This window comes from Microbacterium sp. F01 (assembly GCF_056156365.1).
Map to the genome: position 1 here is coordinate 3089385 of NZ_CM149592.1, position 17079 is coordinate 3106463.

Consider the following 17079-nt stretch of genomic DNA (forward strand, 5'->3'; position numbering starts at 1 on the left):
CGACAGGACGACTCCGCCCGGATCGTCCTGTGCTCGCCAGATCTCCGATCTCGGAAAGACCCCTAGGTGTACTCGGCTGTCAGGTTGGTGACACCCGGCTGAGTGGGGTGCCGCCGATGGCTGAGTGGTATCGCTGAGTGTTGTAGTGCTCGAGCCAGGGTGCAAGGGCGGCGGCGCGTTGGTCGTTCGAGGTGAACACTTGCCGGTATGCCCATTCGGTTTGCAGGGTGCGGTTCAGTCGTTCCACCTTGCCGTTCTGCCAGGGACAGTGGGGGCGGATCAGCACGTGTTTGGCGCCGAGCGCGGCAAGCACGTCCTGGACGTCGTTGGAGAGCCGGTAGCTGAAATGGTTGTCGGTCATGACCCGCTCGATGCGGGTGATGCCGTGGTCGCGGAAGTAGGCGGCAGCCCGGGTGAGGAACCCGGCGCAGGTGGCGCCCTTCTCGTCCGGGTGGATCTCGGAGTACGCCAGTCGGGAGTGATCGTCGACGAGTGAGTGCACGTAGTCGAACCCGATCCGGGCTCTCCTGTGGGCGGCGGTGTCGCCGGCCGATCTGCCGTGCGCACGCCACCCGCCGCCGTCGGGGATGCGGCCCAGCTTTTTCACGTCCATGTGCACCAGCTCGCCGGGTCGGGCGCGTTCGTAGCGGACAGTGGTGGTCTTCGACGCCCGGATGACCGCCCCGGTGAGCGGGTCGCACTCGACCAGACGCGGCACGTGATGCCGCCGCAGGATGGCGGTGATGGTGCGCGCGGGAACACCCACCACCGCGGCGAGGCGATCGGGGCCTTGTCGCAGCTGACGGCGCAACGCGACCACCCGCAACTCCACCTCAAGTGGTGTTCGTTGCGGCATGGAGTGCGGACGCGAGGACCGGTCACGCAGTCCGGCGACGCCCTCGGCCCGGAACCTGTTGACCCAGCGGTGCGCGCATTGGCGCGACACCCCGAGCTCCTTCGCGACGTGTGCGACTGGACGATGCTGCACCAGCACCCGTTCGACAAGCAGAACCCTGCCCCGGACATTCAGCCGGGCATTAGCGTGAGACACGAGACCTCCTGGCGGGTGAAGAAACTAGACAGCTCCACTAAGCCAGGAGGTCTCCTCACCTCACAAGAACGTCACCAACGTCTCTGCTGAGTACACCTAGGCGTCGGCGCCGTGCTCGACGTCGGCGGCACCCACGATGATCGGGATCGTCGAGGTGACGGTGGGCACAGACGCCGACAGCAGTGAGCCGTCCTCGCGGCGCGCGTCGCCGAGCTCGCGCAGCGACGGCCGCCCCGGGATGACCGGCCCCTGCCCGTCGAGCGGTGCCACGACCTCCTCGCCCGCACCGACCACGTAGCCCACGCCCCGCACGCTGAAGCCGACCGGATCGCCCGCCGTGGCGCGCACCCGCAGCTCGTCGCGGGTGACCGTGACGACGAGCCGGGTGCCGTGCCAGTGCAGCACGAACTCGAGCGACGGCCACGAGGCGGGCAGCCGCGGGTTGAACGACAGCTCGCCGAAGTGGTCGCGCATGCCGCCGAAGCCGGCCACCAGCGCGGTCCACACGCCGCCGGCCGACGCCACGTGCACGCCGTCCGCAGCGTTGTGGTGCAGATCGCCGAGATCGACGAAGATCGACTGCCGGAAGTACTCCAGCGCGAGGTCCTGGTAGCCGACCTCCGCAGCGAGGATCGCCTGCACGACAGCCGACAGCGTCGAGTCGCCCGTGGTCAGCGGGTCGTAGTACTCGAAGTCGGCGAGCTTGTCCTCGTCGGAGAAGTGGTTGCCCTGGAGGAACAGCGCGAGCACGACGTCGGCCTGCTTGAGCACCTGGTACCGGTAGATCACCAGCGGGTGGAAATGCAGCAGCAGCGGCCGCTTGTCGGGCGGGGTGTTCTCGAGATCCCAGATCTCGCGCTCGAGGAACACGTGATCCTGCGGATGGATGCCGAGGCTCGGGCTGAACGGGATGTGCATGGCCTCGGCGGCCCGCTCCCACGCCTCGGGCTCGCCCGGCTCGAGGGCGAGGCGGTCCACCATCTGGCGGTAGACCTCGCCGTCGGCCTCCGCCATCTCGCGGATGGTGCGGGCGGCGAAGCGGAGGTTGAACCGCGCCATGACGTTCGTGAACAGGTTGTCGTTGACGACGGTGGTGTACTCGTCGGGGCCGGTCACACCGTGGATGTGGAACGTGTCGCCCTCACCGTCCAGGATGCCGTCGCTGGAGCGCCAGAACCCGAGCGTCGCCCACAGGCGTGCCGTCTCGACGGCGATGTCGACGCCCTCGCGGAAGAGGAAATCGTCGTCACCCGTCGCGCGCACGTACTTCGCCAGCGCGAAGCTGACGTCGGCGTTGATGTGGTACTGCGCGGTGCCGGCGGCGTAGTAGGCGGATGCCTCTTCGCCGTTGATCGTGCGCCATGGGAAGAGCGCACCGGCCTCGTTGAGCTGGAACGCCCGGCGACGTGCGGCGGGCAGCATCAGATACCGCATGCGCAGCGCGTTGCGCGCCCACAGCGGCGTCGTGTACGCGAGGAACGGGAGCACGTAGATCTCGGTGTCCCAGAAGTAGTGCCCGGAGTACCCCGAGCCCGTCATGCCCTTCGCGGGCACGCCCTGACCGTCGGCGCGCGCCGATGCCTGCGCGAGCTGGAAGAGGCACCAGCGGGTGGCCTGCTGGAGATCGTCGTGACCGCCGATGCGCACGTCCGAGCGCTCCCAGAACGCGTCGAGCCACTCGCGCTGCTGGGCGCGGATCGCATCGACGCTCTCACCGAGCGCGCGGTCGAGGGTCCGGCGGCACCGGTCGACGAGCTCGCGCGCGGGGACGCCGCGAGAGGTGTGATAGCTCACGAGCTTCGTGACGCGGATCGGCACGCCGGCCTTCGCGTTCACGCGGAACACGTTCTTCGCGATGTCGGGCTCGATGAGCGTGCGCGAGGTGTACTCGTTCGCCGTCTCGACCAGGTGGTCTGCGACCACGGCGATCGTCATGCCCGAATCGGTGACGCGGTACGACAGGGCCGAGCGCAGCTTGTCCTGCCAGTACTCCTGCGGCTGCAGCACACGCTCGTGGAACTTCTCGGTCTTGCGCGGGTCGAAACCGGCCCTCCGCGGCGCCGCGGGCGTGCCGCCGTAGACGTCCTCGCCGTCCTGGCGGTTGAGGATCTGGCAGCTCACGGTCACCGGCGCGTCGGCGTTGAGGACCGTGACGTCCACCGTCATGACCGCGAGATGCTTCTCCTCGAACGAAACCAGCCGCTCGTAGTCGATCCGCACCTCCTTGCCCGACGGCGTCACCCAGAGGATGCGCCGGCGCTGCACGCCGTCGCGCATGTCGAGGGTGCGCTCGTACTCGCGGACGTCCGCGACATCGAGCGACAACGGCTCGTCGTCGACGTAGACGCGCATCACCTTCGCGTCGGGGGCGTTGACGATCGTCTGTCCGACCTCGGCGAATCCGTAGGCCTGCTCGGCGTGACGGATCGGGAACGTCTCGTGGAACCCGTTGATGAACGTGCCGTGCTCGTGCGCGTGACGTCCCTCGGGCTGGTTGCCGCGCAGGCCCAGGTAGCCGTTGCCCACGGCGAACAGCGTCTCGGTGACGCCGGCGTCGTCGAGGTCGAACGACGTCTCGACAAGGCGCCACGGGTCTACGGGGAACCGGTCGCGATCGATCATCGTGCGAACTCCTCGAGATCCTTGACCACGACGTGCGCGCCGGCGTCGATGAGATCCTGCACGCCGACACCCCGGTCGACACCCACCACGAGCGCGAAGTCACCGGCGGCTGCGGAGCGCACGCCACTGATGGCGTCTTCGACCGCGGCGCTCCGGGCAGGCTCGACGCCCAGCATCCGTGCCGCCTCGACGAACACGTCCGGAGCGGGCTTCGAGGCGAGGTGGTCGCGCTCGGCGATGATGCCGTCCATCACGACGGCGAAGCGATCACGGATGCCGGCTGCCGCCAGCACCTCCTCCGCGTTCTTGGAGCTCGACACCACCGCGACGGGCGTGCCGGCTGCGGCGAGGACATCGAGCAGACGCAGCGATCCCGGGTAGGGGGCGATCCCCTCGGCGCGAAGCACGCGCTCGAAGACCGCGTTCTTGCGGTTGCCGATACCGCATACCGTGTCGGCGGTCACCGGGTCGGAGGGGTGACCCCACGGCACCTCGACGTCGCGCGAGCGCAGCAGGCTCGCCACGCCGTCGTAGCGCTTCTTGCCGTCCAGGTAGTCGAAGTAGTCGCGCTCGGTGTACGGCGGGGTGATGTCCCACGCCGTGAAGAGCTCCTCGAACATCGTCTGCCACGCGTGCATGTGCACTTCGGCGGTGGGCGTGAGCACGCCGTCCAGATCGAACAGCACAGCGTCGTAAGCGGTCAGATCGGGCAGGGCGTCGTCAGCCACAGAACCTCCGGGAACGAGAGCGGTACGGATGCTCGGCACGGCGTCGGGCCGTCCAGCAAGCGTAATGCGGGCGGGCGTCCGGTCGACACCCCGTGACGGTTAAGCGCGGGCAACACCCAGGGTCTGGCGCGCGATCTCGAGCTCCTCGTCGGTGGGGACGACGAGCACGGTCACGGTCGAAGCATCCGTCGAGATGATCCGGATGCCGCGCTCGGGACTCTCGTTGCGCGCGGGGTCGATCTCGACGCCCGCGAAGCCGAGCGTCTCGAGCGCTCCGGCGCGCACCTGGGGGGCGTTCTCGCCCACCCCGGCCGTGAAGGAGATGACGTCGGCGCCACCCAGCTGCGCGAGGTAGGCGCCCGCGTAGGCGCGCAGCCGGTGCACGTACACCTCGAACGCCAGGATCGCCCGCTCCTCGCCGCGCTCGATGGCGGCGCGGATGTCGCGCAGATCGTTCGAGCCCGCGAGCCCCAGCAGGCCGCTGCGCTTGTTGAGCAGCTCGTCGAGGTCGTCGACGGTCATCCCCGCGCGCCGTTCGAGCTGGAACAGCACGGCCGGGTCGATGTCGCCCGAGCGCGTACCCATCACGAGCCCCTCGAGCGGGGTGAACCCCATCGACGTGTCGACCGAGCGGCCCCCGTCGATCGCGGTGACCGACGCCCCGTTGCCGAGGTGGAACACGATCTGCTTCAGCTCGGCGAGCGGGCGGTCGAGGAAGGCGGCGGCCGCTTCGCTCACGAACTTGTGCGACGTGCCGTGGAAGCCGTACCGGCGGATGCGATGGGATGCCGCGACCTCTGCGTCGATCGCGTACGTATAGGCCGCGGGCGCCAGGGTCTGGTGGAACGCGGTGTCGAAGACGGCCACGTGCGGGACGTCGGGGAACGCCGACCGGGCCGCGACGATGCCGGCGAGGTTCGCCGGGTTGTGCAGCGGCGCCAGCACGGACAGCTCGTCGATGTTGATCTCGACGAGGGGCGTGATGAGCGTCGGCTCGAAGAACCGCGCGCCGCCGTGCACGACGCGGTGCCCCACGGCCACCGGGGGCGTCTCGGCGAGCGACGGGCCGTCCGACGCGAACGCCTCGAGCATGACCGCGAAGCCCGCCGTGTGGTCGGCGATCGGCAGTTCACGCGTGCGCGTCGCGTCGAGGAAGGTCGGTGTGGGGCCGTCGGTCGGCGTCGCGTACACGGTGTGACGGGCGATGCCGATCGGGTCTCCGATGCGCTCGACGAGGCCCGATGCGAGCGTGCGCTCGGTGTCCATGTCGAGGAGCTGGTATTTGAACGACGAGGAGCCGCTGTTGATCACGAGCACCGGGGTCATCGCGCGTTCCCTTCTTCTTGCGGTCGCCGTCTCAGCGACCGGCCTCCTGCGCCTGGATCGCAGTGATCGCGATGGTGTTCACGATGTCGTCGACGAGCGCCCCGCGCGACAGGTCGTTGATCGGCTTGTTGAGGCCCTGCAGCACCGGTCCGATCGCCACGGCACCCGCGGAACGCTGCACCGCTTTATAGGTGTTGTTGCCGGTGTTGAGATCGGGGAAGACGAACACCGTCGCACGTCCCGCGACCGCGGACCCGGGCATCTTCGCCGCGGCCACCGCTGCGTCGGCCGCCGCGTCGTACTGGATCGGCCCTTCCACGAGCAGTTCCGGAGCACGCGAGCGGACGAGGGCGGTAGCATCCCTCACCTTCTCGACCTCGGCACCCGATCCCGACTCCCCCGTCGAATACGAGAGCATCGCCACGCGGGGGTCGATGCCGAACTGCGTCGCGGTCGCCGCCGACGAGATCGCGATGTCGGCGAGCTGCTCGCTCGTCGGGTCGGGGATGACGGCGCAGTCGCCGTAGACCAGGACGCGGTCGGCGAGAGCCATGAGGAACACGCTCGAGACGACCGAGACGCCCGGTCTGGTCTTGATGATCTCGAACGCCGGGCGGATCGTGTGCGCCGTGGTGTGCGCGGCGCCCGACACCATGCCGTCGGCGAGGCCCAGGTGCACCATCATCGTGCCGAAGTACGAGACGTCGGTGACCGTGTCGGCCGCCTGCCCCACGGTGACGCCCTTGTGGGCGCGCAGGCGCGCGTACTCCTCGGCGAACTTGTGCACGTGGACCGCGTCCAGGGGCGAGAGCACCTCGGCGCCCTGGATGTCGATGCCGAGCTCGATCGCCCGCGCACGCACCTCGAACGGCTCGCCCAGGATCACGAGGTCGGCGATGCCGCGCTTGAGCACCGTCGCCGCCGCGCGGAGCACCCGGTCGTCGTCGCCCTCGGGCAGCACGATGCGCTTGCGCTCGGCACGCGCCCGCTCGATGAGCTGGAACTCGAACATGAGCGGCGTGACGACAGTCGCGCGCGCGAGGCCGAACGCGACGAGCAGCTCGTCGGTGTCGACGCTCTGCTCGAACAGCGCGAGCGCCGTGTCGTAGCGGCGCTGCGAGTCGGCGGCGAGGCGACCGCGGGTGCCCATGACGCGCACGGCGGTCTCGTAGGTGCCGAGCTCGGTCGTGATGATCGGAACGCTCGAGCCCAGTCCGTCGAGCAGGCGGGTCACCGGCTCCGGGATCTCGAAGCCACCGTTGAGGACGATGCCCGAGATCGAGGGGAACGTCCCGGACGCGTTGGCGAGCAGCGTCGCCAGGAGGACCTCGGAGCGGTCGGCGGGAATGACGACGACGGCTCCCTCGAGCAGGCGCGGCAGCACGTTCACCATCGACATGCCCGCGACCACCACCGCGAGCGCTTCGCGCGTGAGGCGGTCGGGATCGCCGGCGATCATCTCGCCGTCGACGGAGCGCATGATGCCGCGGATCGACGGCGCGACGAGGTAGCGGTCCTCGGAGATCGCCCACACCGGAACCGAGGCCTGCGGCCCGGAGGCCGGCACGGGTGCGGCCGGAGCGGCCCCGTCGAGGTGCGTGTGGATCGATCGCCGGATGGCGTCGAGGGTCTCGCCGGTGCGCACCGGGTCGGTGCGATTCGCGACCACCGCGAACAGCTTCGCGCGGCCGTGGGCGAGTTCGGCGAGCGCGAGGTCGGCGATCTGTCCCATCTCGGCGGGCGTGCGCGCAAGCGACGAGCCGAGCTGCTCGGGTTGCGTCTGGTTCTGCGCCGAGCGACCGCCGAGCACCAGGAGCACGGGAGCGCCGAGGTTCGCGGCGATGCGCGCGTTGTAGGCGAGCTCCGCGGGACTGCCGACGTCGGTGTAGTCGCTGCCGACGATGACGACGGCGTCGCACTGTGCCTCGACGGCCTTGTAGCGCTCGACGATCGTCGCGAGCGCAGCATCCGGATCCTGACGGACGTCGTCATAGGTGACGCCGATGCAGTCGTCGTACGGAAGGTCGACGCCGTCGTGGTCGAGGAGCATCTCGAGTACGTAGTCGCGCTCCACGGTCGACCGTGCGATCGCCCGGAACACGCCCACCCGCGGGGTCGCGTGACTCAGCGCATCGAGCACTCCGAGCGCGACCGTGGACTTCCCCGAATGACCCTCTGCCGACGTGATGTAGATGCTCTGCGCCACGCGTCCAGCCTATGGGCGGCACGGATGCTGCGGCCAGGCGTGCCACCGGATCAAAAGCAGCACGCCGCTCCGAGGCGGGGCCGGCGGCCGTCCGTGGATACCCTCGACGGCATGCACGAGTCCCGCCCTGGAATCGATGTCCCCGATCACCGCGGGCGCACCGGCCTCGACCTCACGGGACGAGGTCTGGATCGCAACCCCGATGTGCGGGTGACCGACGTCGCGGTGCTCGCGTCGGCCTGGCACGTGTTGCGGCGCACCACGCTCGAGTACCGCGGGCCGTCCGGCACGTGGGAGACGCAGCAGCGCGAGACCTACGACCGCGGCAACGGCGCGACGGTGCTGCTCTACGACCCTGCGCGGCGCACGGTGCTGCTCACGCGGCAGTTCCGCTATCCCGTCTATGTCAACGACCACCCCGACGGGATGCTGATCGAGACCGCCGCGGGCCTCCTCGACGAGGACGACCCCGCGACGGCGATCCGGCGAGAGGCGGTGGAGGAGACCGGCGTCGCCATCGGTGAACTCGATCACGTGTGGGACGTCTACATGAGCCCCGGCTCGGTCACCGAGCGGCTTCACTTCTTCGCCGCGGTCTACGACGGCGCGGCGGGGATCGGCGAGCGCGGCGGCCTTGCGGAGGAGGGCGAGCACATCGAACTGGTGGAGCTCGTCATCGACGACGCGCTCACCATGGTCCGCGACGGGCGGATCCAGGATGCGAAGACCATCATGCTGCTGCAGTGGTCGGCGCTGGAGGGCCCTTCGCCCGGAAAGATTAAGACTCTCCGCGAACCCGGCAGAGCCTGGTTACCCTTGCTACGTTTCCGTCCTGGGGGAGTTGGCCTGGATGCCGCCTCGCGGAGAGCTGGGTCAAGTCTAACCCGTCGCGCGGAGGCTCGACGTCACACCACCAGACGGCGCGACCGGCGGCTACGGTCCGACGCCCGGCGCGCACGGGAACGAGCCGAGCGCTGGCGGGCACGACTCCGGCGCCCACGGTCACGCGCACGGCGCGCACCACCACCACGGTTGATCCGTGACCGAACTGCTCCACGCCTGGGCCATCGCCCCGGCCGCGATCGGCGCCTGCTGTGTGGCAGCCGACCGCGGCCGGGCGCGGTGGCCCGACGCCGTCGCGTCAGCCCTCATGCTGATGGCGATGCTCGACGCGGCGCTCACCGGCCTGGTGGCGCCGGTGTACTGGGCGGCGCTGCTCCTCGGGTCTGCGATGGCGCTGGCCGCCTGGCAGCGCCCGCGCCGGGTGGGCGGCGGCTCGTCGGCCAGAGGACCGATGGCGGTCCACACCGGGCTCGGGCTCGTCGCGATGGCCGCACTGCAACTCGGCATGGCCCCTCACACGGCGGCTGCCACCGCTGCCTCGACGCACGCGCACGGCGGGGCCGGGGGCGAGTCGCTCCTCGCCGTGCTCCTGCTCGTCGGCGCGGTCGCGTACGCCGCTTTGTCGGTGGTCCTCGCCTTCCGGGCTCACCGTCCCCTGGACCGCGCGCAGCTGATCTGCATGGGCATCTCGGTGCTGCTCATGGCGGCCGGGACGTCCATCTAGTCGCGGACGCCGCGCTGCGGCATCCAGCGTTCTCCCAGCACCATCGATACCGAACCGATATCTGCGCGATTAGGATCGGGCCTGTGGGCGAGGGAGCCCGCGCCCACCCCCGACCCGCTCGTTCGAGGGCGGAACAGGAGCCCGCGATGGTCGATACCGCGATGACGGATGCTGTGTCAGGAGGCCATGGTGCGCTCGGCGCCCCGAGCGCGGAGGGTTTCGCCCGCGTCACCGATGCGATCCTGGACGCGGTCGGCAGCGTCATCGACGGCAAGCCGGACGCGGTGCGCAGCGCCCTGGTGTGCTTCCTGGCGGAAGGGCACCTCCTCATCGAGGACGTCCCCGGCGTCGGCAAGACCATGCTGGCGCGGGCACTCGCGACCTCCGTGGATGCCACGGTCCGCCGCATCCAGTTCACGCCCGATCTGCTTCCCGGCGACGTGACCGGCGTGAGCGTGTTCAACCCGGTCGAGCGCGAGTTCGAGTTCAAGCCGGGCGCGATCTTCGCCAACATCGTCATCGCCGACGAGATCAACCGCTCCTCCCCCAAGACGCAGTCGGCCCTGCTCGAGGCGATGGAGGAGCGTCAGGTCACCGTCGACGGGCGCACGCACTTCGTGCCCGAGCCGTTCCTGGTCGTCGCGACGCAGAACCCGCTCGAGATGGAGGGCACCTACGCCCTCCCCGAGGCGCAGCGCGACCGGTTCATGATGCGCATCTCGATGGGCTACCCCGATGCGCGGTCGGAGGCCCTCATGCTGCGCCAGCGCGACACGGTGAACCCGCTCGACCAGCTCGAGCCGGTCGTCTCGGCGGACGAGGTCGCCGGTCTCGTCGCCTGGGCGAGGGCGGTGCATGTCGCCCCGGCCATCGAGGACTACGCCGTCGCCTTCGCGCAGGCGACCCGCACGCACAGCGATCTGCGCCTGGGCGCCAGCCCCCGCGCGACGCTCCAGTTGGTGCGCGCGGCCAAGGTGTGGGCCGCGCTCGACGGGCGCGCCTTCGTCATCCCCGACGACATCACGGCGCTTCTCGCCCCGGTGTTCGCGCACCGGCTCATCCCGACCCGCGCCGCGGGCGGCGCTCGCGCGTCGAGCGCCGCCGATGCGATCGCCACCATCCTCGAGCGCATCGCCGCGAGTGTGCGGGTGCCGATCGCCGCACGTCAGTGACAGAACGATGAGAAGCGTGTGGCCGCTGACAGTCCGGGGCACCGGAGCGCTGGTCCTCGCGATCGCCTGCTTCATCGTCGCGAACGAGGCGGGCATCGTCGAGCTGATGTACTTCGGAATCCTGCTGCTGGCGGTCGTGGTGGCGAGCATCGCATCGCTGTATGTCGGGCGCCGCTCCGACGCGGTCAGCCGAGCGCTCGTTCCCGACGTCGTCCCGGTCGGACGCGAAGCGCGCGTGTCGGTGCGCGTCGAAGTGCGCACGGCGCTGCCCACCGCCCCGGGGACGTGGCGCGACGCGCTGCCGAAGGGGCTGCGAGGCAAGGCGGAGGGCGCGTTCCCCGCCCTCGGCTCGGGATTGCGCGGCGGCGAGCGCGGTGGCGCGCGCAGCATCGACCTCGTCTACGCGGTCACCGGCGCGCGGCGCGGCGTCCACTCCCTCGGACCGCTCACCGTGCGCTCATCCGACCCGTTCGGGCTCGCGAGACGCACCGTCGTGTTCAGCCAGCGCACGGCCGTCACCGTGGCACCAGCGGTCATCGATCTGCCGCCGCTCGTCGACTACGCGGGCGCCACCGGCGGGATGCTGCACACCACGACCGACCAGCTCGGTCAGGGCGCCGACAACCTCGTCGCCCGGCCGTACGCCCCGGGCGACTCGATGCGCCGCATCCACTGGCGTGCGACCGCCCACCGCGATGAGCTCATGGTGCGCCAGGAGGAGCAGGAATCCACGCCCGAAGCCGTGGTCGTGATCGACCGCGCCGCGCTGCGCTGGTCACCCGAGGCGCTGCGTGCGCCCGGCGCCGACCCCGGGTTCGAGGCCGGTATCTCAGCGTGCGTCTCGGCTGTCGCGCGGCTCGTCCACGACGGGTACGCCGTCGAGGTGCTCGACACCGAGGGGACCGTGCTCGTCGACCGCATCGAGGGCGGCGACATGACCGAGGTCGACGCGATGCTGGTGCAGTTCGCGACCGTGACCGCGCACCGCGACGACGCGCTTCCGCGCCTGTCGCGGCTCTTCGCGGGGGCGTCGACGGGTCCGATCGTGCTCATCGTCGGGCGGCTCGACCCGGCGGACGCGGTGGCCATCGGCCCGGTCTCGCACCACAGCACGCTCCCCCTCCTGCTCTCCGCGGTCCCGATCGGCGACGCGCTCGACATCGCCGCCGATCACGGCTGGCACGTCGCGGCCGTCGGCCCCGACCGCGACCTGGGTCTCGCGTGGGCGAACGCGATCGGCCGGGGGGTGCATCATGTCTTCGGCTGAATCGGGCCGACCGGTCCGCGCCCGCGGCGGCGAGCGGCTGCTGACGTTCGCGATCCTCGCGGCCCTGCTGGCGGCACTGCTGCCGGTCGTCCGGGTCGTCGAGCCCGGGTGGTGGCTCGTCGCCGCCCTGGTGCTGTCGGCGATGGTGCTCGCCGCGGGATACGCCGCCCGCCTGTACCGCCTCCCCGCCGTCGCGGTGACCCTCATCGAGGTCGCGGTGTGGGTCGTGTTCATGACCCTGATGTTCTTGCGCGACACCGCCCTGCTGTGGGTGATCCCCACGCTCGACAGCTTCCGGGCGGTGCCGATGCTGGTCGAGACCGCGATGGAGGAGATCACCGTCGGCGCGGCCCCGCTCGAGCCGACGCTGTCACTGGCATTCGTCGTGGTGGGGTCGATGGGACTCCTCACGATCATCGTCGACCACGTCGTGGTGACCGCACGGATGCCGCTGCTCGCCTCGGTCGGCATCGTCGCGGTCTCGCTCATCCCGGCGATCGCCGCGCCGAGCGAGGTGGACGTCATCGGGTTCGTGTTCCTCGCGGTGACGATCCTGTTCCTGCTGCGCTCCGAGACCCGCTCGCGGGAGAAGCCTGTTGAGCGGGAGGCGGAGCGCACCGCCGGAGTGCCGGCGACCGCGCTCGGCATCGGCGCGATCGCGATCGTCGTGGCCGTCGTCGCGACCCCCGTACTGCCGCAGCCCGGTGCGCGAGCGGGGGCGGGCCTCGGCCCCGGCCCTGGGATCGACGCGACGCTGCGGCTGGGCGAGGACCTTCGGCGCCCGCAGGAGACCGAGGTGCTCCGGCTTCGCACCAACGCCCCGTCGGTGCCGTACCTGCGCGTGACGACCGTGACCCGTCTGGACGGCGAAGCCTGGGAATCCGATCGTGCGCAGACGGTGTCGCTCGACAGCGTGCGTGCGTTCGGGGTCGTCGAATCCGACGCGGACGTCCGCATCAGCGAGTACACGGCGAAGGTCGACGTCGTGCGTTTGGACTCCCAATGGGCGCCGGTGCCCTACCCCGCCGTCGGGATCACAGGCCTCGGCGCAGGCGCGTGGGGTGCGGTTCCTTACAACCACACCGTCGCCACGACCGCCGGATCGACCCAGGGCCAGTCCTACGAGGTGGCATTCAACGTCCCGCGCCCGTCGCTCGAACAGGTCCGCGCGGCAGTGTCGGTGGGTTCGCAGGTGCGGGAGGAGACGACTGAGCTGCCGGCCGATATCCCGCCCATCATCGGAGAGCTCGCCCTCCAGGTCACGGCTGACGCCACCTCCGATTACGACAAGCTCGCCGCGCTGCAGCGCTGGTTCCGAGGCACCGATTTCCGGTACTCGCTCGAGGCGCCCGTCGAGGACGGGTTCGACGGCACCGGCGCGGAGGCGGTCGCGCGATTCCTCGAGGTGCGCGAGGGGTACTGCATCCACTTCGCGGGAGCGTTCTCGCTCATGGCGCGAACGCTCAATATGCCGACGCGCGTCGTGATCGGGTATCTGCCCGGCACCCCGACGACCGACAGCATCGACGACCAGCCGGTCTTCTCGGTGTCCAGCTCCCAGCTTCACGCCTGGCCCGAGGTGTTCTTCGACGGCATCGGCTGGATCGCGTTCGAGCCCACCTCCGGGCTGGGCGTTCCGACCACCTTCTCGTCTGAACTGACGCTGCCCGGCCAGAGCACCGACCCCGATGCGACGACTCCTCAGTCGACCCCCACTCCGACGGCGCGCGGCGACCAGGCCCAGATCGACCTCGAGGAGCAGCGGCAGAACGCGTCGGGCGGCTCCGCCGAGGACGCCCTCGACCCGCTTCCGATCCTCGGTGTGGTGGCGGCAGTGATGGTGCTGCTCGCACTCCCGTTCCTCATCCGCGAGCTGCGCCGCCGGCAGCAGGACGCCGCCGCACGAGGCGGAGATGCCGCCGCCGCGTGGCAGTCCGTCCAGGAGGCCGCGATCGACGTGGGCATCCCGGTGCCCGCCAGCGAGACGCCTCGCGCGTTCGCCGGCCGGCTCGTCGCCGAACACGGAGTCGGCGCATCCGAGATGAACACCGTCCTGCTCGCGATCGAGCGCGCCAGCTATTCGCGCGCCGGCACCCGCTCGTACTGGATGGGAGACGCGGCGGCCGATGCCGCAGCATCCGTCCGCACGTCTCTGCTGGCCTCCGTGCCGCCCTCGCGGCGGATTCTCGCGCTGCTCGCGCCGCGTTCGCTCGTGATCCGGCCCGGCAGCGTGTACGCGGGCACCGCCCCGGTTCGGGCAGGGTAGCCGAGCAGGGTAGGATGGTCGGCGGCCCTCCGGGGCCGCCTGGAGGATTCGCCTAGTGGCCTATGGCGCACGCTTGGAAAGCGTGTTGGGTGCAAGCCCTCGGGGGTTCGAATCCCCCATCCTCCGCACCTGTGGTCCCAGTGTTTTCAAGGGATCGCGACTCGTTCGAAATCTCGTGGCACAGTTCGTGGCACAGTTATCGTTCACTTTTGGTCTCCGAGAGGCCCGGAATTCCGCGGATCTCGACCAGGCTGATGCGCCGGTTGCGACATGACTGCCTCATGTCGCAACCGGCGCTAGCGGTTTTCGGACACTTCGGGTGAACCACCCGGGCACCTCATGGCCCTCGCCTGGTGCCGCCGTAGCCTCTCGTTTGGCCCGGCGCGATCACTTCACTGTTCAGCATTCGATGTATAGTCAGCGTGTGCTGACTATTGCTTCGCGGCTCGATGTGATGAATCGACTCGGTCGTGCGATGGCGGATCCGACCCGTTCCCGGATCCTGCTGACGCTCTTGGAGGGTCCCGGTTACCCGGCCGAGCTCGCCCGGGACCTGGGACTGTCTCGCACGAACGTGTCGAATCACCTCGCGTGTCTGCGCGGTTGTGGGCTGATCGTGGCCGAGGTCGAAGGCCGGCGCACCCGCTACGAGATCGCCGATCCGCATCTCACGCTGGGCCTCACGCACCTGCTCGATGCGGTCGTCGCGGTCGACGAGGGTGCGCCGTGCATGGACGAGACCTGCGAGTGCTGCGAATGAGCGAGGAGTGCTGCGGGCCGGACGAACCCCGCAAGCCATCCGCGGTGCGACGCATCGAGCTCACCCGGATCGAGCCCAGCACGGACGCCTGTTGCGGGCCTGAGTCGGCTTCCCCGCCATCGGTGGCACACACCGACGGCGATGCCTGCTGCGGTCCGGCGGAAACCTCTCGCCATGCTGCAGAGATCGCGGGCGATCGCGCGGAGCACGAGGTCCGCCCGCCGTGGTGGCGCGACACCGCACTGCTGCCGTCCGCGATCGCGGGCGTCTTTCTGCTCGCCGGCTACACGCTCGAGTGGGCCGGCCTGCACATTCCAGCGGTGGTGCTGCAGACCGTGGCGCTGCTCGCCGGCGCATACACCTTCGTCCCCGGCGCGATCCGACGTCTGCTCCGCGGCCGCCTCGGCGTCGGACTGCTGATGACGATCGCCGCACTCGGCGCCGTGCTTCTCGGCCACGTCGGCGAGGCGGCGGCCCTCGCGTTCCTGTTCTCGCTGGCCGAGGCGCTCGAAGACCGTGCGATGGATCGCGCGAAGGAGGGCCTGCGGGCGCTGCTGTCACTCATCCCCGACACCGTCCGCGTCTCGCGGTTCTCCGGCGAGGTGACCGTTCCCGCCGCCGACGTCCGCGAACTGGACATCCTCGTCGTCGGAGCCGGCGAACGAGTCGCCACCGATGGCGTCGTCGTCGACGGCCGCTCGAGCCTCGACACCTCCGCGATCACCGGCGAATCGATCCCGGTCGAGGTCGGACCCGGCGACGCCGTGGCCGCGGGCTCGGTGAACGGCTCCGCGACGCTGCGCATCGAGGCGACGGCCGACGGACGCGACAACTCTCTCACCCAGATCGTCACCCTCGTCGAGCAGGCCCACTCACGCAAGGGCGATCGTGCGCGCCTCGCCGACCGGATCGCCCGTCCGCTCGTCCCCGTCGTGCTGATCGCGGCCGCGCTCGTCGCGCTCTTCGGCATCCTCATCGGCGATCCGTCGACGTGGCTGGAGAGGGCGCTCGTCGTGCTCGTGGCGGCATCACCGTGCGCCCTGGCGATCGCGGTCCCTGTCACCGTCATCAGCGCGATCGGCTCCGCATCGAAGTTCGGCGTCGTGATCAAATCCGGTGAGGCCTTCGAGCAGTTCGGAACGATCCGCACCGTCGCGTTGGACAAGACCGGCACGCTCACGCGGAACGAGCCGACGGTCGTAGACGTCCGCACCGTCGCGGGCGTGAGCCGCGACGACGTGCTGTCGTGGGCGGCGGCGCTCGAAGCGTCGAGTTCGCACCCGCTCGCCGGCGCCATCGTGGCCGCAGCGCCGACCGTTCGCCGGGCGGAGGACGTCGTCGAACAGGCCGGTCATGGCATCACCGGCCGCGTAGACGCCCGCCCGATCCGGGTCGGCAACGACCGCACCGTCGACCCCGCGGATCTCCGCATTGCGACGGACGCGATGGCCGCCCAGGGCATGACGATCGTCGTCGTCGAAGCAGACGGGGTCGTCGCCGGCGTCATCGGCGTGCGTGACGAACTGCGACCCGAGGCGCCCGAGACCGTGCGGATGCTCGCGGCACAGGGCATCGACACCGTCATGCTCACCGGCGACAACGCACGCACCGCCCAGGCCATCGCTCACGAAGCCGGGATCGCCGACGTGCGCGCGGAACAGCTGCCCGCAGACAAGGCGACGGCCGTCGAGAGCCTCATCGCGCGCCGACCGACCGCGATGGTCGGCGACGGCATCAACGACGCCCCCGCGCTCGCGACGGCGACCGTCGGCATCGCAATGGGCGTGAAGGGATCCGCTGCCGCCGTCGAATCCGCCGACATCACGTTCACCGGACACGATCTGCGCCTGCTCCCGGGCGCGATCGCCCATGCGCGGCGTGGGCGCCGAATCATGACGGTGAACATCGGCCTCGCGCTCGCGATCATCGTCGTGCTGTTCCCGCTCGCGTTGTTCGGCGTGCTCGGACTCGCGGGTGTGGTCCTCGTCCACGAGGTGGCCGAGGTCGTCGTCATCCTCAACGGTGTCCGCGCCGCGCGCCGCCCGGCGTCCGTCGTCGGCGCGAAGCCCCCGATCCCCGCACCCGCGGCGATTGCCGCGTAACCCTCCCGCACT

The 17079-nt window shown here is 70.3% G+C and carries 11 protein-coding genes, 1 tRNA gene, 1 other RNA gene and 1 pseudogene; 8 read left to right on the forward strand and 6 right to left on the reverse strand.

Translation table 11 applies throughout. The features are described 5' to 3' along the window. Positions 1 to 79: 79 nt before the first annotated feature. From ACVN90_RS14210 to pta, 5 genes are all read right to left on the reverse strand, one after another. The gene (locus ACVN90_RS14210; protein WP_475098526.1) at positions 80 to 1051 is read right to left on the reverse strand and encodes an IS481 family transposase; all 972 of its coding nucleotides are present in this window, start codon (positions 1049 to 1051) and stop codon (positions 80 to 82) included. A 96-nt stretch (positions 1052 to 1147) separates the two neighbouring features. Then, on the reverse strand, positions 1148 to 3673 hold the full coding sequence (locus ACVN90_RS14215; RefSeq protein WP_475098870.1) for a glycoside hydrolase family 65 protein: 2526 nt from the start codon (positions 3671 to 3673) through the stop codon (positions 1148 to 1150). Continuing rightward, on the reverse strand, positions 3670 to 4401 hold the full coding sequence (locus ACVN90_RS14220; RefSeq protein ID WP_475098871.1) for an HAD family hydrolase: 732 nt from the start codon (positions 4399 to 4401) through the stop codon (positions 3670 to 3672). Before ACVN90_RS14220 ends, ACVN90_RS14215 begins: the two co-directional genes overlap by 4 nt. A gap of 99 nt (positions 4402 to 4500) precedes the next feature. Then, entirely contained in the window at positions 4501 to 5727 is a 1227-nt protein-coding gene (locus tag ACVN90_RS14225) for an acetate/propionate family kinase (RefSeq protein WP_475098872.1), read from the reverse strand. 31 nt (positions 5728 to 5758) lie between these two features. Continuing rightward, positions 5759 to 7933, reverse strand: coding sequence for a phosphate acetyltransferase (pta, locus tag ACVN90_RS14230; protein ID WP_475098873.1), 2175 nt, complete (start codon positions 7931 to 7933; stop codon positions 5759 to 5761). Between the two features lie 111 nt (positions 7934 to 8044). Here pta and ACVN90_RS14235 point away from each other — a divergent pair. Next, a pseudogene (locus ACVN90_RS14235) lies at positions 8045 to 8671 on the forward strand (NUDIX domain-containing protein); the annotation flags it as partial. A 38-nt stretch (positions 8672 to 8709) separates the two neighbouring features. Here the strand turns inward: ACVN90_RS14235 and ffs are convergent. Continuing rightward, positions 8710 to 8806: signal recognition particle sRNA small type (ffs, locus tag ACVN90_RS14240), an RNA gene on the reverse strand. A 166-nt stretch (positions 8807 to 8972) separates the two neighbouring features. Between ffs and ACVN90_RS14245 the strand changes: the two genes are divergently transcribed. From ACVN90_RS14245 to ACVN90_RS14275, 7 genes are all read left to right on the forward strand, one after another. Further along, the gene (locus ACVN90_RS14245; protein WP_475098874.1) at positions 8973 to 9500 is read left to right on the forward strand and encodes a hypothetical protein; all 528 of its coding nucleotides are present in this window, start codon (positions 8973 to 8975) and stop codon (positions 9498 to 9500) included. Between the two features lie 146 nt (positions 9501 to 9646). Beyond that, on the forward strand, positions 9647 to 10672 hold the full coding sequence (locus tag ACVN90_RS14250) for an AAA family ATPase (protein WP_475102133.1): 1026 nt from the start codon (positions 9647 to 9649) through the stop codon (positions 10670 to 10672). A 7-nt stretch (positions 10673 to 10679) separates the two neighbouring features. After that, positions 10680 to 11939, forward strand: a complete 1260-nt coding sequence (locus ACVN90_RS14255) for a DUF58 domain-containing protein (protein ID WP_475098875.1) — start codon at positions 10680 to 10682, stop codon at positions 11937 to 11939. After that, on the forward strand, positions 11926 to 14205 hold the full coding sequence (locus tag ACVN90_RS14260) for a transglutaminase TgpA family protein (protein WP_475098876.1): 2280 nt from the start codon (positions 11926 to 11928) through the stop codon (positions 14203 to 14205). The genes ACVN90_RS14255 and ACVN90_RS14260 overlap by 14 nt, the downstream gene beginning before the upstream one ends. A 41-nt stretch (positions 14206 to 14246) precedes the next feature. Further along, positions 14247 to 14331, forward strand: a tRNA-Ser gene (locus ACVN90_RS14265). Positions 14332 to 14629: 298 nt separating this feature from the next. Further along, positions 14630 to 14965 carry a Cd(II)/Pb(II)-sensing metalloregulatory transcriptional regulator CmtR gene (cmtR, locus tag ACVN90_RS14270; RefSeq protein WP_475102134.1) on the forward strand — a complete coding sequence of 112 codons (336 nt, stop codon included), beginning with the start codon at positions 14630 to 14632 and terminating at the stop codon, positions 14963 to 14965. Further along, on the forward strand, positions 14962 to 17067 hold the full coding sequence (locus ACVN90_RS14275; protein ID WP_475102135.1) for a heavy metal translocating P-type ATPase: 2106 nt from the start codon (positions 14962 to 14964) through the stop codon (positions 17065 to 17067). Before cmtR ends, ACVN90_RS14275 begins: the two co-directional genes overlap by 4 nt. The last annotated feature ends 12 nt before the right edge of the window (positions 17068 to 17079 follow it).

Coding starts and splice junctions, on each gene's coding strand:
- ACVN90_RS14215 (WP_475098870.1), bottom strand. CDS start 3,673: ATGATCGATCGCGACCGGTTCCCCGTAGACCCGTGGCGCCTTGTCGAG.
- ACVN90_RS14225 (WP_475098872.1), bottom strand. CDS start 5,727: ATGACCCCGGTGCTCGTGATCAACAGCGGCTCCTCGTCGTTCAAATAC.
- ACVN90_RS14250 (WP_475102133.1), top strand. CDS start 9,647: ATGGTCGATACCGCGATGACGGATGCTGTGTCAGGAGGCCATGGTGCG.
- ACVN90_RS14255 (WP_475098875.1), top strand. CDS start 10,680: ATGAGAAGCGTGTGGCCGCTGACAGTCCGGGGCACCGGAGCGCTGGTC.
- ACVN90_RS14260 (WP_475098876.1), top strand. CDS start 11,926: ATGTCTTCGGCTGAATCGGGCCGACCGGTCCGCGCCCGCGGCGGCGAG.
- ACVN90_RS14275 (WP_475102135.1), top strand. CDS start 14,962: ATGAGCGAGGAGTGCTGCGGGCCGGACGAACCCCGCAAGCCATCCGCG.